We start from the raw sequence: 22,861 nt of genomic DNA, 5'->3' as shown, positions 1-22,861 counted from the left end.
CCCGCGTCAGGCGCAGGTCGTACCGTTCACGGTGAACACCGTCGGGTTGGTGTTGGTACCGGAGTGGGTGCCGTTGAACCCGAAACTGACCGACGCCCCGGCGGCCACCGCGCCGTTGTAGCTCTCGTTCCGGACGGTCACCTGGCTGCCCGACTGGGTGGCGATGCCGGACCACGCCTGGCCGACGGTCTGCCCGTTGGCGAACGCGAAGCCGACGGTCCAGCCCGTCCAGGCGGCGCTGCCGGTGTTGGTGACGGTGACGTTCGCGGTGAACCCGTTGCTCCAGCTGTTGGCGGCGTAGACGACCGTGCAGCCGGCGTTGCCGGGCGGGTTGCCGCTGGCGGTGGTCACCTGCACGCTCGGCGACTGGGCGGAGACCAGCCCGGCGCCGTTCTTCGCCACCACCGCGAAGGTGTAGGTGGTGGCCGGGCTGAGCCCGGTCAGGGTCGCCGAGGCGGTGCCGGGGGATGCCACCACGGTGGCGGTGCCGCCGCTGATCCGCCGTACCTCGTAGCCGGTGACGCCGCTTTCCGCGTCGGTCGACGCGGGCCAGGTCAGGGTCACACCGGTGCTGGTGACGTTCGAGGCGGTGGGGGTGCCCGGCGTGGACGGGGCGGTGGTGTCGGGCGTGGCCGGCGGGCCGTCGCCGGCCTTCTCGGCGGCCCAGTTCGCCAGCCAGGCCAGCGCCGAGTTCCAGTTGATCGTGACCTCGTTCACCGAGTACGCCTCGATGTGGTCGATGTAGCACTTCTGCGGCCGGCAGCCGGCCAGCTGCGCCTGGGCGTACGGGTCCTGAAGCTCGTGGTTCGGGCCGCCGGCCAGCGAGCCGGCCGGCGCGGTCGGCAGCGACGCGTCCACCTGGTTGGCCCAGAACCGGTGGTGCACGTTGCGGGTGGCCCGCTCGCCGTACCCGGCGACGTACGACTGGTTGTACGGGTTGCGGCCGAACAGGTAGTCCAGCGTCTGGTACACGCCGGCCCGGTACTTCTGCTGACCGGTGAAGTCGTACGCCAGGGCGAGGACGTTACCGGCGTTGGCGACGATGCCGTTGGAGCCCCACACGAACAGCGGCTGGCTGTGGGTCGCGACGGGGTAGCCCTGCCGGTTGGCCTGCGTCAGCAGTTGGTCGGCGTAGCTGGCGATCGCGTTACGGGTGGCGCTGACGTCGGAGGAGGCCAGGCCGTTGGGCACCATGGCGAGGGTGACGTCACCGAGGCCGGCGGTCCACCACCACTCGAAGCCGTGCGTGGCGAAGCCGGTGCCCCGGAAGTGCGGGGAGCCGGTCACGTCGGTGCGGTAGTTGCTGGCCCCGGTGGTCGCGTACAGTTCCGCCGCCGCCCAGTAGAACTCGTCGCTGACGTTGTTGTCGGCGTACGTGCCGCTGCCGTTGGTGTCGTTCGGGTCGGCGTACCGGGTCGGGTTGGCCTTGGCCGCCGTGTACGCCCGGGTGGCGGCGGTCAGCGCGCGGTCGGCGAACGTCGGGTCGATGGTCTTCCACACCCGGGCGGCCTGCGCGGCGGTCGCGGCCAGGTTGAGCGTGGCGGCGGTGCTCGGCGCGGCCAGCACCCGGGGCTGCGCGTCCTGCTCGGGCCGGGTCGGCAGGGCGGTCCAGTTCTCGTCGCTGACCTTGTGCCGCACCATGCCGGCGTCGGTGCGGCCGGTGGGGATCTGCATCTTCATCAGGAACTCGACGCCCCAGCGTGCCTCGTCGAGGATGTCCGGCACGCCGTTGCCGCGCTCCGGGATCGCCAGGGTGCCGTCCGCCAGCGCGGCCCGGTCCGCGCCCGCGACGTGCAGCGTACGCTCGTACTGGTTGATCAACTGCCAGGCGGCGATCCCGGTGTTGACGCCGTACTTGCCGTGGTCACCGGCGTCGTACCAGCCACCGCGCACGTCCATCGTGTACCCGCAGGACACCCGGCAGGGCACGTTGTTGTCGCCCCGGTTCGGGGCCACGTTCAGGTGACCGGCGGGCCGGGCGTACGCGTTGCCGACGTACTGCGCCTCGATGGGCGTGCCGCTGCGCTGGTGGTAGAAGAACGCCAACGCGTCGTACCGCAGCTTGCGGACCGCCGCCGCCGAGATGTCGAACGGGTAGCTCTGCGCCCCACCGGCCGACAGGACGTAGCCGGTGCCGACCGTGTCGTACCCGGAGAAGTCGGCGATGTGCACGGAGTCGCCGGAGAGCGAGTCCGCGCCGCGTACCGTGGTCTGCCCGGAGGCGACCGTGCTGCCCGCCGCGTTCCGCAACGTCCAGGCGATCGGGGACCCGGAACCGCTGACGATGGTGGCCTGCTTCGGCAGCCCCGGCACGTAGGCCACCTGGTTGACCTTCACGATCGACCCGGGGTCGGGAGCGGCGTGGGCGGCCGGAGCGAGGACGGCCGTGGCGGCGAGCGCGACGACGGCCGCCGCCGCTGCGGTACGGACCGCAGCGCGGCGTCTGCCGGGTGGACGGGACACGGTTCCTCCTGAGAAGGCTGGTGGGGGTGCGGGACGGCGCGGAGCGGCCGGCACGGCAGCAGCCGGCGGCCGAAGCCTGAAAGCCAAGGGGAAGAAAGTTTCCTGCGGAACCCGCAGCGGCGGATCTGGACAGCTGGCGGCACGCCCCAGCCGGTAGCGAGGTGCCCGGCCTCGCCCAATCGCCCGGTGCTCGGATTATGGCCCGGAACCAGATCCGATGAGCATCCTGCCAGCCCCGGGTATACCCGTCAATATGTCTTTCCTTGGCCCGAAACCTTTCCGTCGCGCCGGCCACCCGGGAAGCGGTCCGCAAGGCCGTCGACCACTGCGGCGGGACGCTGGAGGCTGGGCCGGGCGCCTACCGGCCCACGAGCTTCGGCACTACTGCGCCACCCGTAGGTTCCAGGTCAGGCCGGGCGGGGCTTCCACCCGGATCCGGCACGACCCCGACGAATCGACAACGATCTGATTGGCGAACGGCACGCCCGCGAGATCGTCACAGGGCACGGTCAGCACGGTCAGCGGCTCGACATGCAGCTTCAACGTTCCGTGCGCGCATCGGCCGGTCAGCCACAGATCACCCGCAGCGACCCTGGCTTCGCCCACCGTGCGTGAGCCCCTGGTGGCAGCGACGACCAGAAGCGTCGGGCCGTGCTCGGCGGGCGGTGTCCCGACGACGGGCTCCGACCGAGGCGTGGGGCGGGGGGAGGAACCCGGTACGACAGTGCTGTCCGCCGTACCCGCAGTGCCCCCCGACCTGTCGCCCGCCGCAGTGCATCCTCCGGGCACGAGGGCGCACAGCGCGCCGACGACGAGGAAACGGGAGAAGAACCGCCTGGACACGTGAACACCTTTCGGCCGGTCCCGGGTGCGGGTCGTTCCGCTGCCGCCCGGTCACCATGATCGGGACACGTACCGTGTCCGGGTCGGTCAGCATGCCACGGGCATCCCCGTGGTAGGGCCGGGCCGGCAATAGCCGGGGAGATCACGTCGTTAGGATGGGGGAGCGACGGACGAGTCGACCGGGCGGTCGCGTCGGCGGGACAGGTGCCCGCCGCCGAGGAACGTCCGGACTCCACAGGGCAGGGTGGTTGTTAACGGCAACCCGGGGCGACCCGCGGGACAGTGCCACAGAAAACAGACCGCCGCGCCCCTCGGGTGCGGTAAGGGTGAAACGGTGGGGTAAGAGCCCACCAGCATCCCGGGTGACCGGGATGGCTCGGTAAACCCCACCCGGAGCAAGGCCAAGAAGGGCCGCCGGCCGAGAGGCCGACGACCTGCGCAGACGTTCGAGGGCGGCCCGCCCGAGTCTGCGGGTAGGCCGCATGAGCCTGTCGGCGACGGCAGGCCGAGATGGATGGCCGCCGCCGACGCGGACCCACGCATCCTGGGTACGCGTCGGGCACAGAATCCGGCGTACAGGTCGACTCGTCCGTCGCCCACCAGCTCAGAGCCTCGATGAAGGCTCTGAGCTGGTCTTTTGTTCGGTGCCGCTGGTTGACATTGGTCAGCGTTGGGCGGCGTCTGACGGCCCGGTGACGGCCCAGACGGCCCAGAGACGGCCCAGAGACGGCCCAGGAGACGCTGACTCCCCGATCAGTTGATCTCGTCTGCGGTGGCCTTGGTGGGGCTCTGCGGCGCCCTGGTCCTCATCGGCGGCGGGCGACGTGGGGGAGAGGTCGGGTACGTCCTGGCGGTGGAGCTGGTGCCGCGACCCGGTGATCCGGTGGCAAGCCAGTCCCGGGGTTGGACTGGCGCGGCAGCCGGAAGCCCCGACCAGCGACCAGGCCGAGTCGCCGGCTTCCGTCACGGCCTCGGTGGGGCTGTTCCTGGGTGGGGTGAGGGCGGGTGTCCCGGCGGCTGTCGGTGGCTTCCCGCCCCGGCGCCGTAGGCGGCCGGGGCGGCTTGCCGCCGGCCGGGCTTGCCGCCCCGCACCGCGCGGAGCGCGGTGCCTTGATCCAAAACAGAGCAATTCGGCAAGGACTGTCAGCGGCACGCTCGGGCGCCAGCGTGCAAGTCGAATGAGTAGAACCGGCTGGTCTAGTGTCGAAAGCGTGCCAACTCTAATTGTCGCCCGATTGCCGCTGCTACCTCGACTGGATTCTCGTGCTCCCAAAACCGCAATACGGTCCAGCCCGCGGCCACTAGATGTCGGGAAGTATCCTCGTCTCTAGCTTTGTTCTGGGCAATCTTATTGCGCCACCAGTCCTTGTTATTGAGTGCCTCGCCTCCATGTTCAGGGCATCCGTGCCAGAAGCATCCATCGACGAAAACCGCGATCTTGGTCCTAGGGAAGGCTATATCGATGGAGCGACGTGGTTTCCCTGGGACTGGAATATGGAGCCGATACCGAAAGCCGGCTCGGTGCAGCGCTTGACGGACCCTCAACTCCGACTGGGTGTTCTTGCTCCGCTGCTTCTTCATCCGGCTCGAAACGCCTAGAGACGTAGGGGTAGGAACACGCGCTGCTGGTAGGCTCTCAGACCTCATTCCGATTTGTCCGCGTCCAATGGGGCAGCAACCCACGCGCCGCCGGTATTGAGTACGAAGCCCTTCCGTCTTAGGTACGACAGACTTGCACTCACGATGTCTGCAGACGCCGGAGAGCCGAGTTTTGCCACTTCTTCGCAGATCTCGTGGCGGGTAAGCGGCCCAGAGGCTGCACCAAGGATGGAGCGAACGAGTGGCGTGATGCGATAGCGGACTTCACCCGAGGGCCGCGAATTTCCCTGGCGAGTGGGCAGAGGGCTGTCTGTCAACCGAGCAATAGCGAGAGCGATTCCAAACTCTTCGTCCCGCAGGCGTTCCAAGTGCTGAGACGCGGCAGCAATCTCGGAGCGAACCTCTAGCAGGCGGGCTCGAAGGGCCTCGACATCCGTTGGGCTCGCCACGCGCTTGAACCTACCAGTGTCTCCAGGGGCTCCTCACGGAACTCCTCGAACTTGACTTGACTTGACTTGACTTTCGCTTCGGGCTAGGCTGCCCTGACGCCTCGCCGGCGAGGCTCCCCCCGGGCCTCGGACGCGAGCCGGGTACGGTAAGCAGGTCATCCAGGAGGACGTGTTGCCAGTTAGCGCTGTGGTTGATCTCTTCTCCGGCGGCGGGGGGATGAGCTTTGGCTTCCATGCCCACCAGGACTTCAGATTGGTCGGAGCCGCAGACGTGGAGGTCGGGAAGCCGAGCACTGGCCACGGTGCCATCGGCTGCAACGCCACCTACGAGGCGAACATCGGAGTGGCGCCTCTTCAGGTGGATCTCGGCGACGTGGAGCCTGACGAGCTCGCAGTCAAGATCCTGCCTCAAGGCCTCGACCGAACTGACATTTTGCTTGCTTGTCCCCCTTGTACGGGCTTTTCTCGAGCGGTTTCCCGGAACTATGTCGAAGATGATCCTCGCAATTCGCTCGTAGCGAAAGTTGCGGACTTTGCTTCAGAGTTCAGGCCGCGCGTGATCCTGATGGAGAATGTCCCGCAACTACTGAACGGCAATTTTCGTCATCACTTTGCTGCGCTTCGTGCTAAGTTCGCTGCGCTCGGCTACAGGACGCATGCGGCGTCGCATGTGCTAACGCGGTTCGGTCTTCCTCAGCAGCGGGAGCGTGCGCTCATTCTAGCAGTAGAAAAGGACCTTCCGATCCGAAGTCTCGATGACCTATGGGACGGTTGGAGCATCGACGAAGCTGCAGTCACAGTGCGCCGAGCGATTGACTGGTTGCCACCCATTCAGGCTGGAGAGACTCATCATGAGGATCCGAACCACAGCAGCACCAAGCTGAATGGTGAGTCACTGGAACGCATTAAGGCGATGCCTCACGATGGAGGAAGTTGGCCGGATCTGCTTGGGAACCCGAGTACGGAACGCTACCTCATCCCTTCCATGTGGAAGGCGGTCAACATTGGACGCCCTAATGCTTACCGCGATGTTTACGGAAGGATGGCTTGGGACCGACCTGCGCCTACAATCAAGCGAGAATGTTCTCATGTAGGAAACGGTCGCTATTCGCACCCGGTGCAGGATCGCCAGTGCACGGTCCGTGAACTGGCGATCCTGCAAGGTTTTCCGAGGTCTTACCGCTTCGTTGGTGCCAGCCGTAAGAATCTCTACAGGCAAATCGGAGACGCGGTTCCGCCCCTTATCTCTTATCAGCTTGCCTGGCTTGTAAGCTGGATCCTGTCGGGGAATAAGCCCGAGATGGATCGACTTTTGCTAAACGGTACGCACCTTCGCACTTCAGACCTCAGGCGCTGCCAAGGTAATGCTTCTCAGCCTATGCTGGTTTGATAATCAAGTGACAGCTCCTGGTCTTTCGGAATGATCCAAGTGCCATGATGAGTGCACCATTCGGCCGAGTGCGAAAGCCGGATTTTCTCGACGCTCGAGTCGAGGAGGATACGAAAAACTCTTGCTCCGCTGTTGCTGTCATAGAAGTCGGCTCCGAAGCTGGGGGAGCCTTTCGTCTTGCTAAACATTTCGGGCACGGCCTGTGACAAGCGGTCTGCAAGTGCTCGGGTCGGCACCTCTATGAGCTTGTAGATGGTTTCGGACATTTTGGAGAATGCGCGCAGAACAAGGATCCGGTCGTATCCGGCCAGGTGGTGAGGTACCCTCTGGCGTACAGCATTGGCGCAATCCTCGGGCGTCAGGCACTCACGGATCCATCGGGCTTCCATCAGCTTCTCGATCTTCACTTGCTGGGGCGATATCCCCTTTGCGGCCTCTGTCTTCAGCGACCAGTTATACCCCCCGCCCCTGACGTCGTGAGGGGAAGCTCCTGGAGTTGAATTCAGTTCTGCCGACTTTCCTTGTGCCAGTAGGCATTGCCTGAAAACGTACTCGAATGGCTTCTTGCTCAGTGGCTCTTCATGGAGGGCATGGTGCAGGACAAGGAAATTTGCCATAGTTTCGATGAACGGATCATCGACAAGGTCGCTACTTGAATTCGCGATAAATTCCGTTGGTGTCCTCAGTGCGCGGACAACTGACGCAACCATTCGGTGTTGATTCTCGGTAAGCGTTTTAAGGCCGTTGATCACGTCTTGCTGTGGTGCTGTAGATGCGTTGGCTCGGTGCATGGGTGGGGATAGTACTTGACAGTGAGTTGTAGCGAGCCCAGGGACATCGGCTCCAGTGCCGGTCGTTGAACTGGCCGGCGAGTCCACCGAGGACTGTCGTGGTTGTGGCTCCGGCTGCCAGTACGATGGCTCGGCGCTGACTCGGCTTCCCGCTGGTGCGGGGAAGGTGAAGGTGGAGGGCTCATGGACAAGGTGCACACCGACCTAGCCAAAATGCTCGCTGCTGGCCTCTTTGAACCTTTCATCCGTTACATCCGATTTCCACGTTTCCGCGGACTGAGGGATGGAACGCGCATCGAGTTCATGCATCCAGTCACGGTTCTGGTCGGTCCCAACGGCACGAACAAGACGGCTATTTTGAGGGCGCTACAGGGTAGTCCTGAGAACGCAAACCTTGGCCAGTATTGGTTCTCTACGAATCTTGACCCTATCCGGACGGCTGACAGGCATCGGTTTATCTACGGTTATCTGGCGAAGTCTGTTGGTGAGGTTGTAGAAGTGGTCAAATCCCGGATAACCCGTGAAGGTGATCCGGACTACTGGGAACCTGCAAGGCCGATTCTCCAGGATGGGATGCAGAGGATGCCTCCTTCGAAGCCTGGTGACCCGATGCCGCCGGAGAGAACCGCTACTCGATGGAAGGCCATTGCAAAAAGTGTGGTCTACCTCGATTTCCGGTCGGAGTTGTCTGCCTATGACAAGTACTTCTTCCATGTCCCGAGCCGGAGAAAATCGGCAGTGCTTGGAGCAAAGAAGGCATTGATTCGGAAGCGCTCATCCCACGTGGCAAGATCGCTTCTAACCCGACGAAAGAGCCACACGTTTTATCAGTCGGAGAGGATCGTGCAGCCAGCCGTTACGCTGGACAGCGAGCTTACGGCTGCCATATCCGAGATCCTTGGCCGGGAATACGACTCGATCCAAATTCTGATGCACAGCTATTTCGACGTGCAGGGCGCCACAGTTATCATGAGGTCGCTTGACCTGAGGTACTCGGAGGCATTTGCCGGTAGCGGAGAGTTCGCTGTGGTGATGCTGGTGAAGTCCATTGCCGCAGCGCCTCCTAGCTCTCTGATCCTTCTTGATGAGCCGGAGGTGTCGCTGCATCCGGGTGCGCAGCAAAAGCTGATGGCTTTTATCTCGGATCAGGCTAAACGGAGAAAACTCCAAGTAGTCATTTCGACTCACTCGCCTCAGATCATTCGGGGCCTTCCTGCCTGTGCCATCAAAGTTTTCCAACGGGGCGAGACGGATGGGAAGGTTGATCTGGTCGCACAGGAGTCGGAGCAGTCTGAAGCATTTTTTCGTTTAGGCGTTGACAGTAAAGAGAAATGGACGGTGTATGTCGAGGACGTGCTTGCTGCTGCCATCGTCCGGAAAGCGGCGAGGAAGCTGGGTCAGGCTGCAAACTCGCGGCTTGAGGTTAGGGTTCTTCCCGGGGGCGCAGGTTCGATCAAGGCCCAATTTCTTCCGAATTTTGCCTTGACGGAGCGCAAGCGTTGTCTCCTTCTTCTGGACGGCGATCAGCGGCCGGCCACCGCTCCTGGGTCGCCCTCGGCTGTTCCAGACGTAGATCTCGAGAAAGCGGTATTTGAGCTGCTGCAGTGCAAGGTTACGCTTCCTCTGGATGGTTCCTCGGGAACATCTGTCCCAGGTCAGAAAGAAAGCCAGTTGCGGCAGGTGTTGTCGTGGTGTGACAGTAACCTTGACTTTATGCCGGGAAGTACGCCCGAGGCGCTTCTTATGGACATGGAGGGTCTAGCTCAGGCGGCGGACCCGAAAAGCGAGTGGTTAGAGCGAACCCGCCAAGCACTCGGGCGCGAGGATTGGGAAATTGTAACATCCTCGGATGTGCTGAGTGAGCAGGAAAGGGCGCTCGCGCCTGTCCCCGATGACTGTGATCAGCTTCAGTGGGTTCGTGACCGCGTGCATAAGTTCCTGCAGGAGGACCAGTAGTTTAGCTCTTCTCGGCGGACAATTATCGGCAATCGTCGGCGTGGTTGGATCGCTGCTGGCACCGCTTTCTCCCAGGGATTTTCCGATCACACTTCACGAAGTGGCGCGCGTTCTGGTCGTCTTCATAACTTACTGTGGTGCCTCCGGGGTCGATGGCGGGCAGGAAGGCTAGGGCATCGGCGAGCCGCTCCGCAAAGGCTAGGGCTGCGTCGAGGCCCGGAGCCTCGAACGGAATATGGACGACGAACCTCCTACCTTGGTCGTATCGGGGCAGCGTTCCGGGAGTGACTCCTTTGCTGAGAGATGCCTCTGTCATCTGGCCTCCATTCTCCGGATCGGGGTGCGGGGTAGACCGCTTGCTCCCCGCACCCCGCCCGAGCCGCTTTCTCGCCTCGTCTCGCGGCCATTGCGGCGAGCACGAAACCAGGGAGTTCGGGTTGCGGCTATGTTGAGTCAACCGGTTTTGCCCGCACGATTCATCCGCCTGGTCGGACTGTCGCCAGACGCCTTCGCCTTTTGCGAAACGTCCTGGGACGGGGTTGAAACGTCCCGCCTCGAAAAGGTCCAATAGAAGAATGAATGAACGTCTTCGGACTGTCATGGTGCGTCGCGGTATTAGGGTTGAGGACCTGGCCGATGAATGCGGCGTCGACCCGAAAACGGTGGAACGGTGGATCAACCTCGGGCGGGTTCCGCATCGGCGGCATCGTTGGTCGGCGGCGCGTCGGCTCGGGGCAGAAGAGGCGTACCTGTGGCCGGAAGTGGTGGCGGCTGCCAACGGCCGGCGTGGTGAGGCAAGTCGGGCTGAGCTGATCGAGGTTTACCCGGATCGGGCGTCGGTGCCGCGTGAGCTGTGGTTGCGGCTGCTGTCTGAGGCGCAGGAACGGATAGACGTGCTCGTGTACTCGGGGACCTTCTTCGCGCAGACACAGCCTCGGGTGGCTCGGATGCTGGCCGACCGACTGTCGGTGGGCGTTCAGGTCCGGCTCTGCTTCGGTGATCCGGCGAGTGATGCCGTGGCGGTGCGCGACCGGGAGGAACAGCTCGGCGGCACGCTGGGCGCGAAGATCCGGGCGGCGTTGACGTACTACCGGGAGTTGGCCGGCGTCGACGGCTGCGAGATCCGGCTACACCCGACGACGCTCTACAACAGTCTCTTCCGGTACGACGACGAGGTGTTGGTGAACCCTCACGCATACGGCGAGGCGGCCAGCGCCAACCCGACGTTTCACTTCCGTAGGCTCGACGGTGGCGGTCTCTTCGAGCACTACGTGAACAGCTTCGACCGGGTGTGGGCTACGGCGGTGCCGTGGCAGGGAGCGGAGGTCTGACGGTGGGACGTGTGGAGTACTGGAACGTCCCGGATGCGCCCAAGGCGAACACCCTGGTTCCGGCCTGCGGCGTGCTGGCCGTCGACGACCAGGGCGCGATCCTGCTCCAGCGTCGGCGGGACACCGGTCAGTGGGCGTTGCCGATGGGGAAGATGGAGATCGGGGAGACTCCGACCGAGTGCGCCATTCGGGAAACCCTGGAAGAGACCGGGGTCGAGGTCGAGGTGACCGGCCTCCTCGGCGTCTACTCCGACCCGGGCCACATCATCGCGTACTCGGACGGCGAGGTTCGTCAGGAGTACGAGGTCACGTTGCTGGCGCGGCCGGTGGGCGGGGCCTGTGCTCCGAACGACGAGGCGAGTCACGTCGGCTGGTTCCGTCCCGATGAGCTGGCGGGGCTCGACATCCATCCGACGATGCGGCGCCAGATCGCGGACTACCTTGCGGGCCGTATGCCGCACGTCGACTGACGACACGAGAAACGCCCCGGTGCCGAATTCCCGGGGCGCTCGTGTGCGGAGTGTGGTGCTATAGCTCGTCGACGGCGAAAGCGGCCACCAGTTCAGCCATGCTGTCGATGACGGCTTCTGCGGCGGCGAACCGTTCGTGCTTGCCGGGCTTGTTGGCGTACCCGATGGCGGCGACTCCGGCGGCCTGGGCGGCCTCGATGTCGCTGACCGAGTCTCCGACCAGGACGCAATCCTTCGGCTCGGCGCCCAGCTCCCGCACGGCGGCCAGCACCGGGAACGGGTCCGGCTTCATCCGCTCGGGCGCGGCCTCGGGCCGACCGATGACCGGGTGAACGTACGACGTGAGCCGGCGGGCGTTCAGGTAGGCGTGGACCGACTGGGCTGAGTTGTTCGAGACGACGGCGACCAAGCGGCCGGTCTGCTGGGCAGCGACGATGACTTCCCGCCCGTACGGGGTCGGCTCGGCGGTGCGGGCCGCGGTGACCTCCTCGCGGGTCATGGCCTCGTCGACCAGTCGGACGACGGCCGGGCGGCCAAGCGTGGCGGTGAAGCGCAGCACGGCGAGCGGGTCGGGCTCGTTCAGGATCTCGGTCGGCAGGGTCACGGCCTGGTCGACGAGGAGTTTGCGTAACCGGTGGGCGACGACCGACGCGGGGTGCTGGGCGAAGATGCTGCACACCGGGCCGTCGAAGTCGAGCAGGATCACGCGGGCGCGGTCGACGACGGCGGCCAGATCAGCGGCGGTCACGAGGTGTACTCCCGCGAGATGGTGCCCCACATGCTGTCGAACCAGGCGCGGGCCTGCTCGACGTAGAGGGCGTCATTGCTGGTGTCCTCGTCGCTGGGCGTGAACGGGAACAGGATCGCGTCCTTGCCCATCGCGTCGTAGATCGCCACCGGCTTGCCGTCGATGTTCACGGTGTGCTCGACGACCGGGTAGAAGCCGAAGAAAGCTTCCTGCTCGTTGATGATGAACAGCTTGAACAGCGGCGCGGCCTTGTGAACCCGTACCTCGGTGGTCGCGGTCTTGACCAACCCCAGGTCTGCAAGCTCCTGTACGGCGTCGGTGACGGCGTGGATCGACCGGTCGGTGATGCGGCGGGCTCGGGCTCGCACATCGGGGTCGTCGGCCTGGTCCTCGGCGCGGCAGGGGATCGCCATCGGGGCGGTCATGTCGGAGATCAGGACCCGTACCCGGATCGACTCCGGGGTGAGTCGGCCGATGCGGACCTTGTCCAACGTCTCCTGGATCGCGTTGTACAGCGTCTCTCCGGAGAAGCCGGCGAAGTCGATCGTGACGTTCGTGGCCTCGAAAGCGCGCTCTACGTGGGGCCGTAGCCCGACCGGGCGCTCCGTGTTGGCGCGGACGAACGTGCCGCTGCCCTGCCGGGTGACGATCAGCCGTTCCTCTTGCAGCTTCCGCAACGCTGCCTTGATCGTCTCCCGCGCGACGCTGAACCGCTCGACGAGGTCGTGTTGCGACGGCAGCTTCTCGCCGGGGGAGAACTTCCCCGTCTTGATCTCGGCGCGCAGTGTGGCCGCGATCTGCTGCGACGGGGTGCGGGGGTCATCTGGGTCAAGAGCCATGCGCGGAGAGTACCGCTGACTAGCCAAGCTAGGAAAGTTCCGCCACTGTCGTTGACATGACTAGCCAAGCCGGCCTACCTTTGATCCACACCACCTGGCTAGTCAGGTTAGTCAGGTGAAGTCAGGAGGTTGAGCAATGGCTCTGCGTGGCGGTACGAGGTTCGCCGTGCGATTCGAGGACGTGTTCCCGGCGGGGTGCGCGTTGGTGCCCGAGTCGCTGGGTGAGGTCGAGGACTACGACGAAAAGACCGGTCGGCGTTCGCCGGCCAAGGACAAGGTGACGGGCCAGCGCGTGTGGCAGGTCCGGGTGATGGATCTCGACCCGGAGTTGGGCAAGCGCTCGCGTGAGACGACGGTGAAGATCTCGGCGGACTACCAGCCGGTTCCGCCGACGGGCACGCCCTTCGAGGCGGTGGAGTTCGACGGCATGACCGTCACGCCGTACGTGGCGAACAACGGCCGGATGGCGTACTCGCTGCGGGCGACCGGGCTGCGGACCCCGGCGGGCATGGCCGGCAAGCAGAAGGCGGCGGCGTAGCCACATCAGGTAGGGCGGGGCTGTCTGGTCTTGGCGGACGGCAGCCCCGCCCCTCTCTGTCTTCCCCCTGCTCTGGCGAGAGAGGTAGTGACGTGTCCAAGCGTAGGCGTCCGGCTGGCCGTGGCCGGCCTCGGTGCTCGGTGTGCCGCAACCCGTTCGACTCCACGACCGGTGAGGACGGCCGGTGCGTCGGCTGCATCGGTCAGCTCGTCCTTCCGTTCCCTCCGGTGCGGGACGCATCGGGGCGGTTCGTGTCGCTGCGAGGTGCCAAGTGATCCGGCGGCCTCGCGGTGAAGTGGTGATGACCTCGGCCGGTGACCTCCTGGTGATCCGGCCCAAGCGGTTCGAGCTGCCGGCCTGGCTGGTCGTACTCGGGCTGCTGCTCCGCTGGTCCTGGCGGGCGGGGTGGTGGTGCCTGCGTCACCCGGTTGCCACCGCCTCGGCGGCGTTGGCGGTGACCCTGTACGTCGAGTTCGATTGGCCCGGCCTGGTGGTGCCGCTGGCGCTGCTGGCGGCGGTGTCGCTGGCCTGGTGGTGGCGGCACGAGTCGTCCTGGTGGGCCTGGTTGGCGGGTCCACTGCTCGGCTTCGTCCGTCGCGTGTTCGTGTACCGGCGGGTCTGGCGTGAGGCCATGACGCTCTGCGGGCTCGCCGAGACGTACGACCATCGGCGGGTCCTGCCGGAACTCCTCCGGGTCCGCTCGGATCAGGCGCTCGACGTGTTGACGATCCGGATGGTCCGGGGCCAGACCCCCGAACAGTTCCAGAAGGTGAGCGCCAACCTGGCCTACGCCTTCGGCCGGCGGCACGCCCGGGTCTACTCCGAGCGCCCCGACGATCCGCCGACCCGTACCGGCTGGGCTGCCTGGCTGCTCCGGGCGGTCGATCGGGTGCGCTTCCGGGACCGGCCTACCGTCGTCTACCTGGCGCTGGTGCGTACCGACGCGCTGCGGACGGTCGTGCCACCGTTCCCGGTGCCGGCGGTGCCGGACTTCACCGCCCTGCCGTTGGCTCGGCGGGAAGACCTGCGTACCTGGTCGCTGCACCTGCTCGCCACTCACGTCCTGGTGGGCGGGGCCACCCGGCGCGGCAAGGGCTCCGTCCTCTGGTCGCTGGTCCGTGCGCTCAGTGGTGGCGTCGCCTCCGGGCTGGTCCGGCTCTGGGTGATCGATCCCAAGGGCGGGATGGAGTTCGCGCTCGGGCGGCCGATGTTCGCGCGGTTCGCCTGCAAGTCCTTCGAGGCGATGGCTGACCTGCTCGATGAGGCGGTCGACGTGTTGCGGGAGCGTCAGGCTCGGCTCGCCGGCACGGTTCGCGTCCACACGCCGACCGAGGGTGACCCCCTGGTCGTGGTCGTCGTCGACGAGATGGCGGCGCTGACCGCGTACCTGCAAGACGGTGACCTCCGGAAGCGGATCGCCTCGTCGCTGGGGCTGCTGCTGTCGCAGGGTGCCGGGGTCGGCGTCCTGGTGGTGGCGGCGTTGCAGGACCCGCGCAAGGAAGTCCTGCCGTTCCGGGACCTGTTCCCGACCCGCATCGCGCTCGGGCTGACCGAAGCGGCCCAGGTGGACATGGTCCTTGGCGACGGTGCCCGTAACCGGGGCGCGCTGGCCGACCAGATGCCCCGATGGGCGAAGGGCGTCGGGTACGTGATCCTCGACGGCACCCCCGACCCGGTTCGGGTCCGGTTCTCCTTCGTCAGCGACAGCGACATCCGGGACATGGCCGCGCAGTACCCGGCTCCGGCCGACGCGGCCGACATCCTCGCCCAGGTCGGCCGGGAAACCGCCGACGAACCGGTCCGGCCTCCGCTGCCGCGCAAGCCGCTCGGGCCGTTGCTGCCCGACTCGCTGCGCAACCTGCTCGACGGGGACGGCGGGGGTGCGGCCCGATGACCAACACCCCGAACGGTCGCCGGTTCTACCGGCTCCGTACCCCTGAACCGGTCACGGCCGTATCCGTCCGCGTCGACGCCGAACGGCCCGACCCGTACCCGGTTTATCTCGCGGTCGGGAGCGGTCGTCGACGGATGTCCCTGACCCCCGACGAGGCGTGGGCGCTGTGGCGCTGCCTCTCCGAAGCGGTCGCCTCCCTCGGCGCTCCGCCCGACCACATCCGCATCGACATCCGACCGGTCCGGAGGTGACCCCGTGAACCCCATGACGTACCTGATCAACCGGCTCCGGTTCCCGCTGCGCGTGCAGCTCGTCGGCCCGGCCGACCAGACCGCCGCCGCGCTGCGCGGGCTCGCTGAGCTGATCCGCCGTCGCCGGGACATGCACGGCCGGCGCATCCGTATCGACCTGACCATCCGGGAGAAGCGGGAGGGCGACCAGTGAACCACCGGACCGAATCGGCGGTACGGGTCGTGATCCTGCTCGTCATCGGCGGGATGGCCGGGGCCGCTGCCTTCACCCACGTCCATGACCTGAGCGTCGCGCACGGTCAGCCGCACTGGATCGGCTGGGCCAACGCGGTGGCGGTCGAGCTGATGGCCATCTACCTCGGCCTGGAACTCCGTGCCCGTCGTCGGGCCGGTCGCCCCGTGGGCCTGGTCGCCTCGCTCCTGGTGGCGTTCGCGCTCCTGTCGCTGGCTGCCCAAGTCGCTGAGGCTGAGCCGTCCGTGTGGGGCTGGATCGTGGCGGCGGTGCCGTCGTTGGCGTTCCTCGCCCTGGTCAAGGTCGTCCTCTCCGGTGCTCCCGCCACCCCGGCGGCCGTCAAGCGGCCCTTGACTGAACCGGCACCAGAACCGGTCCACGTCGACCAGGCCGACGCGGAACCCGTCTTGACTCCGACTGAGCCGTTGCCTGTGCCGGCTCCGGTACCCGCTCCGGTTCCGGTGTCTGAACCGGTGGCTCCGGTGGTGTTGCCGCCGCGTGTGGTGCACCCGTCCCGTCCGGCCGTCGTGGGGATCGTCCGATGACGGCTCCGACCCTGCCCGGTCTCGAACCCGCCCCGGCCTCGGCTGCTGCTCCTCGGCCGGGGTCGCGGGCGGCCCGTATGGCGCTTCCTCGTTCGGTCGACGTGCTCAAGGAGATCGCCGCTGAGTACGGCGTCTGCGTGCGTCCCCTCGCCATGCGGCGGACCGATCTGGAAACCGGGCTGACCGAGGTGATCGACCTGCCGTGCGGGGCGACCCGGGAGGACAAGTGCGCGCCGTGTGCGAAGAAGAACCGGCGCCTGCGGCAGGCCCAGATCCGGGAAGGCTGGCACCGCGACGACGAACCCCTACCCCCACCGGCACCCGCCACCGAGGAACAGAAGGCGCTCATCCTGCTGCGCGGGCATCTGGAGTTCGCCCGCGACGAAGCCTCCCGTGCCTGCCAGTACGACCAGGTCGAAGACATCGACGAGGCGATCCGGGAAGTGGAAGACGCCATCACGGCGGAAGGTCTGCGCGGTCGGGTAGCTCCTCCTCACGGCAGCGTGGATGACGACCAGGGCGACGAGGACACCGGACGGCGGCGCAAGCGGTCCACCAAGCGGCGTCAGGACGCCCCGGAGCTGCCTCAGCGCAAGGTCGAGCGGCGCACGGTCGGCAAGACGTACACCGCGCCGGACGGGTCGACCTACCGGCCGTCGATGTGGCTCACGCTTACCCTCGACTCGTACGGGCCGGTCCGCCCGGACGGCACCCCGGTCAACCCTGACCGCTACGACTACCGGCGAGCAGCCTGGGACGCCGTCCACTTCCCCCGGCTCCTCGACCGGTTCTGGCAGAACCTGCGCCGCTGTGAGGGCTGGAACGTCCAGTACGCCGGCTGCGTCGAGCCACAACGCCGCCTCGCCCCACACGCCCACTTCGCCATCCGAGGAACCATCCCCCGCGACGTGCTGCGGACCGTGGCGGCGGCCACGTATCACCAGGTCTGGTGGCCGTCCGTCGACGTTCAGCGGTACACCCTCGACCGCCTGCCCGTGTGGGACGACCAGGCTGGGACGTGGGTCGACCCGGACACCGGCCTACCGCTGTTGACGTGGAACGAAGCGCTCGACGAGATCGACGACGACCCGGACGCCGAACCGGTGCACGTGGTTCGCTTCGGCGTCCAGGTCGACGCACGCGGCGTCATGCCCGGCACCGCCGACGCTGAGCGGACCATCCGGTACGTCACGAAGTACATCACCAAGCAGACCGGCGACTGCCACAAGATGACCAGCGGTCGGCAGCGGGCGCACCTCGACCGGCTCTGGCAACAGCTCCAGGTGACCCCGTGCACGGACCGGTGTGCGAACTGGCTGCTCTATGGCGTCCAGCCGAAGAAGGCGCACGCGAAGCTCAAGCCGGGCCGCTGCAAGGGCAAGGTCCACCAACGCGACACCCTCGGCATCGGCGGCCGGCGCATCCTCATCTCCCGCGACTGGTCCGGCAAGACCCTCTCCGACCACAAACACGACGTACGCGCCTGGGTGAAGGCACTGCTCGGCACCACGGTCGGCCTCGACGGCGTCGACCACCAGGGCGCCACCGTCGAACCGGTCCGTCACGCCTGGGAGTTGGCGCGCCCCGATGACGCCGACGTGCCGTCGCTGGCACACCGACTCCTGCGCTCGATCAGCGAGCGCGTCCGGTGGCGCTCCGAACTCCTCGCCGCCAAGGACCGGGCGGCACAACCACACGCGGACGAGACGACGAACGGGCCGGCAAGTACGACGGGGGAGGGGCAGTGATGGCGAACGAGGGGCTCTGGACGGTTCGGGACGTGTCGGCGTACCTGCGGGTGCCACAGGAGACGCTGTACCGCTGGCGCAAGGTCAAGTACGGTCCGCCGGCGGCTCGGGTCGGTCGACACCTGCGGTACGAGCCGGAAGCGGTCCGAGAGTGGTTCCGTGAGCAGGCGGCGGCAGCCTGATGGGCCACGTCGAAGATCGCTGGTACAACGTCGTTCGGCACCCTGGCGGCCGTTCCGAGCGGGTGAAGTCTGAACGGTTCGGCAAGGGACTGCGGTACCGGGTCCGCTACATCGGGCCGGACGGACGGGAGCGCAGCCGATCGTTCCCCGACCGAGCCAAGCGGGACGCTGAGGCGTTCCTTGTCTCGACCGAGACGGACAAGCTCCGGGGCTCCTACGTCGACCCGCTTGCCGGCCGGATGACCTTCATGGAGTACGCCGAAACCTGGCTCCGGACGCGCTCGTTCGACGAGTCGACCCGGGAGAGCACGGAATTCCGGGTACGGAAGCACCTGCTGCCGTTCTTCGGCTCTCGGCAACTGGCGGCGATCAAGCCGGGCCACATCCGGGAGTGGGACGCCGACATGGTCGACAAGCTGGCTCCGGCGACCAGAGCCGTTGTCTTCGCGCACCTGCGAACGATCCTCGGCGCGGCGGTTGACGACGAACGGATCGCGAAGAACCCGTGTTCGGCAAAGTCGGTCAAGCCTCCGCGACCGGTTCAGCGTCGGGTGGTGCCGTGGCGGTACGAACAGGTTTCGGCAATCCGCGGCGGCCTCGCCCAGCGGTACCGGCCGATGGTCGACCTCGGCGCGGGGTGCGGACTGCGGCAGGGGGAGATCCTTGGGCTCGGCGTCGACGATATCGACTTCGATGCGGGCTGGGTGCACGTCTCGCGTCAGGTCAAGCTTGTCCGGTCCCGGCTGGTCTTCGGGCTGCCCAAGAACGACCGGGACCGCCGGGTGCCCTTGCCCGACTCCGTCGCCCTGGTGCTGCGGCAGCACGTCGACGAGTTCGCCCCGGTGTCGCTCACCCTGCCGTGGGAGAACCCGGCCAGCGACGAACGGGTCACAGTGCCGCTGCTGTTCACCACCACCCGGCGCGGCGCGATCAACCGGCGTACCTTCGACGACAAGAGCTGGCGACCGGCTGTCGTGGCGGCCGGCATCACGCCGACCCGGGCGACCGGGATGCACGCGCTGCGCCACTTCTACGCCTCGTCGCTGCTCGACGCAGGGGAGAGCATCAAGGCCCTCGCGTCGTACCTCGGCCACGCTGACCCCGGCTTCACGCTCCGGGTCTACACGCACTTGATGCCGGCCAGCGAGGAACGCACCCGTAACGCCATCGACGATCTCTATCGCAAGACAGGCAATCCGTGACAATCACCTAGCTCCCATGGTCGGAGTGGCGCGGCGTGAGTGTGGCTCGCATGAGGTACACAGTCGACTGAAGCGGCGTCGTCGGCCAGAAGACGGCTTACCCGCAGAGGTCTTCGGGAAGGTTTGATGAATGGGTGAGCGCGGAGAGTCCACTCGATATGCGTACTGGTCTAATCGACGAGTTCGCTCTATTGCGGATGAAGAAGGGATCAGTATCGCCGCTCGGTGGCGCTCGAAGTTTGTGCTTAGTCTTCCCTTTCTGCCTGTCGAGTGGGAATTTGGACGGGAACCGCGTTCGCTCTACAAGAACGAGATTGCGGAGAGGATTGAGCGCTCGATCGGGAGTCTTGCTGTTGAGGATTTCGTCACGCCCCCACCGGTTCAATATGCCAAAGGGGTCGGGCGGGTCGAGTTCTCCCATTTTGTAACCTATGAGGACGATCGGATCGTCCTCGGTGTGCGCTCTGTTGCATCGGACGGCACTCGCGTCTTCGTTTGCCTCTTCGGCAGCAAAGACAACGTCGCAGGGTTCATGGGACCGAATGATCCTGTGGCGGAAGGTTGGAGTTCTTCCGCCATGTTCTCGATCAGCAAGTGGCTTAAGACTAGGTGTGCCGAGAACAACTCGCAGTGGGATGACCCGCAGTCAATCTCGGTCGAAGCCATGAAGATTGCATTCGAGCAGGGGTTTACGAAGGAGTCCCGCGAGAGCCCCGACCAGCCGTGGAAGCGTGGCTATACGTTCGGCGACGCTTCCAACTCGGAATGGTTTGCAGAAATTTACAGTGACGTGGTTCTTGATCAGGAGAGGTGGGACCTGGACGAGCCCGTAGATCGGATCCTCGTCGGTGCACCCGTGTGGGTGAGAACTCCTCGGGCTGCTGCGCGGAGGTACATCGACTATCGGAGGGATATGAACGTCCGGCGCTACGGGTGACCACAGTTGCCCGTGTCGTCACCGAGCAGACGGGTTTACGACTGCCTGACGGCCCGACGACGGCCCACAGCGGTTGTCGGCGGGCTCCGCCCCAGGTCAGCGGGCGTTTCACCTTCATAATCCGGCGTACAGGTCGACTCGTCCGTCGCCCACCAGCTCAGAGCCTCGATCAAGGCTCTGAGCCGGTTCTATGTTCGGGTGTCGACGGGTGTTTTGGGCAACTTTGGTCGACAGTTGACGGCCTCGCGACGGCCTGACGCCCTGGAGACGGCCTGATCTTGGGCGTCCCGTGGTTGGTGGGTGACTGCGGCCAACCGCCCTATCGGACGTGCCCGACGGCCCCGGCTATCCCGGAGCCTGAGGCCCCCGCCGGAGGTGCTTTGACCTGGCTGTACCGACTCGCCTGCGCTTGCCGGCCAGCCTTGCCTTCGGCGGACCCGCTGGCCAACCTACTGAGCGGACCGGCCTGCGGCGGCTGTCAGTCCTTCGCTGATCGGTGCTCGGCTATCCACTGCTCGACGTCTTGGCGGCGCCAGACCTTGCCCATCCGAAGGGTGGCGACTGGGTCCGGGAAGCCCTTCGCGTTGGTGATCACGTTGGCGCGCTGGCGGGAGACGCCACCGAGCATGTCTCGGATCTCCGCCACGCCGACAAGGTCCATGAACCTTGACGCTAGGCGAGGGCGTGTGCTAGTTGAGCGACAATGTCGAAAAACATGGGCCAGCGTCGTTGACGGTTGACTACGGAGGCCGGCAAGATGTCGGTATGGCAGACAACGGAGAACGCTCGTACTTGGACAGGCGCTCCAAGGACTTCCGCTCGCACGTTCCGATCCGTCGAATCTGGCGGTCTCGTATGTGTCTGACCAACTTGCCCTGCCCATTGGCTCGGTTCTTCCCCGTCATGGAGTCCTCGGCTGACCGACTGCGCCCGGATGTCTACCTGTCGTCGAGGCTGAAAACGACTCACGCCGACAAGTGCACGCTCGTCCACACCCCGGCCCGGACGCCGCAGATCTGCACCCTCGACTTCTCCGACCCGGCCGGAAGGTGAGGGTGCTCGTGGTTTCCGAGGTGCTCGTGTCGATCGTGTTCGGTGGGCTGGTGCCGGGCTTCCTGCTCGGGCTGCTCGCGTTCCGGGTCAAGTCCCGGTGGTGTCCGCGTTGCGGGCAGTCCACCGAGAGCCTGCACCGGGGGGTACGCCGGTGAGTGTCCCGCCGCCCCGTGACAACCGCCGCGAGCTGCCCATCGGCCGGCGGATCGCCCAGCTCCGCGTCCGCCGGGGCATGAACCAGCAGGTCTTCGCCGACCGGATCGGCCGCTCGAAGAGCTGGGTCGACAAGGTCGAGCGCGGCGTCCGCCGCCTCGACCGGCTTCCGATGATCGAAGCCGTGGCCGCCGCGCTCGGCGTCACCCCGGCCGTGCTGCTCGGCCGCACCACCCGCCGCGCCCCGGCCGCCGGTGGCACCGCCGCCGCCGTCGAAGCCGTCCGGGAAGCCCTCGCCGACCATGACACCCCCACCGGCCGGGACTGGCCGCCGACCGTCACCGAGCTTGACCGGCAGCTCCGGTACGCCGAGACCGCCTACCGGTACGCCCACCACCAGCAGACGCTCCGGGTGCTGCCCGGCCTGCTCACCGCCACCCGCCACGCCCACCACACCACGCCGACCCTCACCGGCCCACTCCTGGCGCGCGTGCACCGGCTCACCGCGCAGACCATGGTCAAGCTCGGTGAGCCGCACCTGGCCTGGCTCGCCGCCGACCGGGCCATGACCGCCGCCGCCGACGACCCCGACCGGGCCGGGCACGCCGCCGTCGCGCTCGCCCAGGCGCTACGCGCCCTCGACCGGCCCCGGCTCGCGCTGCTCGCCGCCACCACCGCCGTACGCCGACTCGCCGTGAGCCGGTACCAGCAGACACCGCCCGAGCACCTGCCGGCCGACGACCTGGCCCTGACCGGGACCCTGCTCGCCGAAGCGGCCATCGCCGCCGCCACCTGCGGCGACACCACCACCTGCAAGGAGTACGCCGACCGCGCGCACCACCTCGCCGCCGTCCACGATGCCCGGGGCCACCACCACGACGACGGCTTCGCCCCCGTCAGCGTCGACCTGGCCCGCGCCCTGGCCGCCGCCCGTCTCGGCGATCACGCCACCGCCGTCGCCCTGCACCACCGGGCCACCCGCGACGCCGGCTGGCCCCGGCTGCCCGCCGAACACCGGGCCGCCCACCTCATCGACATGGCCCGCGCCCACCTCGACACCGGCGACCATCATGCCGCCGGCCGGGCCCTGCTCACCGCCGACCAGACCGCCCCCGCCGAGGTACGCCTCCGACCTGTCGGCCGAGCCCTGCTCACCACCCTCGTCCGCGCCGGCCGTACCCCCGCCGACCTGACCCGCCTCGCCGCCACCATCGGCCTGACCCGGCCGCCCCGGAGCTGACCGGACC

22 protein-coding genes and 1 other RNA gene are annotated in these 22,861 nt (G+C 66.6%); 16 read left to right on the top strand and 7 right to left on the bottom strand.

The window, feature by feature from the left end; all coding sequences use genetic code 11:
- Positions 1–6: 6 nt before the first annotated feature.
- Together PVK37_RS29600 and PVK37_RS29595 are read right to left on the bottom strand one after the other, a co-directional pair.
- Positions 7–2,463 (bottom strand): glycoside hydrolase family 9 protein, encoded by a 2,457-nt coding sequence (locus tag PVK37_RS29600; RefSeq protein ID WP_275031107.1) that lies wholly within the window; start codon positions 2,461–2,463, stop codon positions 7–9.
- A 381-nt stretch (positions 2,464–2,844) separates the two neighbouring features.
- The gene (locus tag PVK37_RS29595) at positions 2,845–3,069 is read right to left on the bottom strand and encodes a hypothetical protein (protein WP_275031106.1); all 225 of its coding nucleotides are present in this window, start codon (positions 3,067–3,069) and stop codon (positions 2,845–2,847) included.
- Between the two features lie 408 nt (positions 3,070–3,477).
- On the opposite strand from PVK37_RS29595, the gene rnpB reads away from it, so the two are divergent.
- An RNA gene (gene rnpB, locus PVK37_RS29590) (RNase P RNA component class A) lies at positions 3,478–3,898 on the top strand.
- 605 nt (positions 3,899–4,503) lie between these two features.
- Here the strand turns inward: rnpB and PVK37_RS29585 are convergent.
- Positions 4,504–4,887, bottom strand: a complete 384-nt coding sequence (locus tag PVK37_RS29585) for a very short patch repair endonuclease (RefSeq protein WP_275031105.1) — start codon at positions 4,885–4,887, stop codon at positions 4,504–4,506.
- Positions 4,888–5,541: 654 nt separating this feature from the next.
- On the opposite strand from PVK37_RS29585, the gene PVK37_RS29580 reads away from it, so the two are divergent.
- Positions 5,542–6,744, top strand: coding sequence for a DNA cytosine methyltransferase (locus PVK37_RS29580; RefSeq protein WP_275031104.1), 1,203 nt, complete (start codon positions 5,542–5,544; stop codon positions 6,742–6,744).
- Here PVK37_RS29580 and PVK37_RS29575 read toward each other — a convergent pair.
- Positions 6,726–7,535, bottom strand: a complete 810-nt coding sequence (locus tag PVK37_RS29575) for a hypothetical protein (protein WP_275031103.1) — start codon at positions 7,533–7,535, stop codon at positions 6,726–6,728. The genes PVK37_RS29580 and PVK37_RS29575 overlap by 19 nt on opposite strands.
- Positions 7,536–7,718: 183 nt before the next feature.
- Between PVK37_RS29575 and PVK37_RS29570 the strand changes: the two genes are divergently transcribed.
- The 3 genes from PVK37_RS29570 (at position 7,719) to PVK37_RS29560 (ending at position 11,292) form a co-directional block, all read left to right on the top strand.
- On the top strand, positions 7,719–9,491 hold the full coding sequence (locus tag PVK37_RS29570) for an ATP-dependent nuclease (RefSeq protein WP_275031102.1): 1,773 nt from the start codon (positions 7,719–7,721) through the stop codon (positions 9,489–9,491).
- A gap of 575 nt (positions 9,492–10,066) precedes the next feature.
- Positions 10,067–10,822 (top strand): XRE family transcriptional regulator, encoded by a 756-nt coding sequence (locus PVK37_RS29565; RefSeq protein ID WP_275031101.1) that lies wholly within the window; start codon positions 10,067–10,069, stop codon positions 10,820–10,822.
- A gap of 11 nt (positions 10,823–10,833) precedes the next feature.
- On the top strand, positions 10,834–11,292 hold the full coding sequence (locus tag PVK37_RS29560; RefSeq protein ID WP_275031100.1) for an NUDIX domain-containing protein: 459 nt from the start codon (positions 10,834–10,836) through the stop codon (positions 11,290–11,292).
- Positions 11,293–11,350: 58 nt separating this feature from the next.
- Here PVK37_RS29560 and PVK37_RS29555 read toward each other — a convergent pair whose 3' ends face one another.
- Both PVK37_RS29555 and PVK37_RS29550 read right to left on the bottom strand, forming a co-directional pair.
- Positions 11,351–12,040: an HAD family hydrolase gene (locus PVK37_RS29555; RefSeq protein ID WP_275031099.1), complete on the bottom strand. Its 690-nt coding sequence runs from the start codon at positions 12,038–12,040 to the stop codon at positions 11,351–11,353.
- A complete protein-coding gene (locus PVK37_RS29550; RefSeq protein WP_275031097.1) occupies positions 12,037–12,879 on the bottom strand; it encodes a GntR family transcriptional regulator in 843 nt (280 codons plus the stop codon). Before PVK37_RS29550 ends, PVK37_RS29555 begins: the two co-directional genes overlap by 4 nt.
- A gap of 136 nt (positions 12,880–13,015) precedes the next feature.
- On the opposite strand from PVK37_RS29550, the gene PVK37_RS29545 reads away from it, so the two are divergent.
- From PVK37_RS29545 to PVK37_RS29505, 9 genes are all read left to right on the top strand, one after another.
- Positions 13,016–13,417: a transcriptional regulator gene (locus tag PVK37_RS29545; protein ID WP_275031096.1), complete on the top strand. Its 402-nt coding sequence runs from the start codon at positions 13,016–13,018 to the stop codon at positions 13,415–13,417.
- Positions 13,418–13,718: 301 nt separating this feature from the next.
- Entirely contained in the window at positions 13,719–15,311 is a 1,593-nt protein-coding gene (locus tag PVK37_RS29540; RefSeq protein WP_275031095.1) for an FtsK/SpoIIIE domain-containing protein, read from the top strand.
- On the top strand, positions 15,308–15,562 hold the full coding sequence (locus PVK37_RS29535; protein WP_275031094.1) for a hypothetical protein: 255 nt from the start codon (positions 15,308–15,310) through the stop codon (positions 15,560–15,562). Before PVK37_RS29540 ends, PVK37_RS29535 begins: the two co-directional genes overlap by 4 nt.
- Positions 15,563–15,575: 13 nt before the next feature.
- A complete protein-coding gene (locus PVK37_RS29530; RefSeq protein WP_275035276.1) occupies positions 15,576–15,755 on the top strand; it encodes a hypothetical protein in 180 nt (59 codons plus the stop codon).
- A gap of 53 nt (positions 15,756–15,808) precedes the next feature.
- A complete protein-coding gene (locus PVK37_RS29525) occupies positions 15,809–16,339 on the top strand; it encodes a DUF2637 domain-containing protein (RefSeq protein WP_423791119.1) in 531 nt (176 codons plus the stop codon).
- On the top strand, positions 16,336–18,087 hold the full coding sequence (locus tag PVK37_RS29520) for a replication initiator (protein WP_275031092.1): 1,752 nt from the start codon (positions 16,336–16,338) through the stop codon (positions 18,085–18,087). Before PVK37_RS29525 ends, PVK37_RS29520 begins: the two co-directional genes overlap by 4 nt.
- Positions 18,087–18,269 (top strand): helix-turn-helix domain-containing protein, encoded by a 183-nt coding sequence (locus PVK37_RS29515; protein ID WP_275031091.1) that lies wholly within the window; start codon positions 18,087–18,089, stop codon positions 18,267–18,269. The genes PVK37_RS29520 and PVK37_RS29515 overlap by 1 nt, the downstream gene beginning before the upstream one ends.
- Positions 18,269–19,471 carry a tyrosine-type recombinase/integrase gene (locus tag PVK37_RS29510; protein ID WP_275031090.1) on the top strand — a complete coding sequence of 401 codons (1,203 nt, stop codon included), beginning with the start codon at positions 18,269–18,271 and terminating at the stop codon, positions 19,469–19,471. The genes PVK37_RS29515 and PVK37_RS29510 overlap by 1 nt, the downstream gene beginning before the upstream one ends.
- 130 nt (positions 19,472–19,601) lie before the next feature.
- Complete coding sequence (locus tag PVK37_RS29505; protein ID WP_275031088.1) at positions 19,602–20,408, top strand: RNA-binding protein; 807 nt, start codon at positions 19,602–19,604, stop codon at positions 20,406–20,408.
- A 478-nt stretch (positions 20,409–20,886) separates the two neighbouring features.
- Here PVK37_RS29505 and PVK37_RS29500 read toward each other — a convergent pair whose 3' ends face one another.
- Complete coding sequence (locus PVK37_RS29500) at positions 20,887–21,069, bottom strand: hypothetical protein (RefSeq protein ID WP_275031087.1); 183 nt, start codon at positions 21,067–21,069, stop codon at positions 20,887–20,889.
- A gap of 394 nt (positions 21,070–21,463) precedes the next feature.
- Here PVK37_RS29500 and PVK37_RS29495 point away from each other — a divergent pair, with 394 nt between their 5' ends.
- Together PVK37_RS29495 and PVK37_RS29490 are read left to right on the top strand one after the other, a co-directional pair.
- On the top strand, positions 21,464–21,616 hold the full coding sequence (locus PVK37_RS29495) for a hypothetical protein (protein WP_275031086.1): 153 nt from the start codon (positions 21,464–21,466) through the stop codon (positions 21,614–21,616).
- Complete coding sequence (locus tag PVK37_RS29490; protein ID WP_275031085.1) at positions 21,613–22,854, top strand: helix-turn-helix domain-containing protein; 1,242 nt, start codon at positions 21,613–21,615, stop codon at positions 22,852–22,854. Before PVK37_RS29495 ends, PVK37_RS29490 begins: the two co-directional genes overlap by 4 nt.
- Positions 22,855–22,861 lie beyond the last annotated feature (7 nt).

It is taken from the genome of Micromonospora cathayae, assembly GCF_028993575.1.
Taxonomy (GTDB): Bacteria; Actinomycetota; Actinomycetes; order Mycobacteriales; family Micromonosporaceae; genus Micromonospora; species Micromonospora cathayae.
Note: the sequence above shows the minus strand (reverse complement) of the source record. Positions and strands in the feature narration are given on the sequence as shown.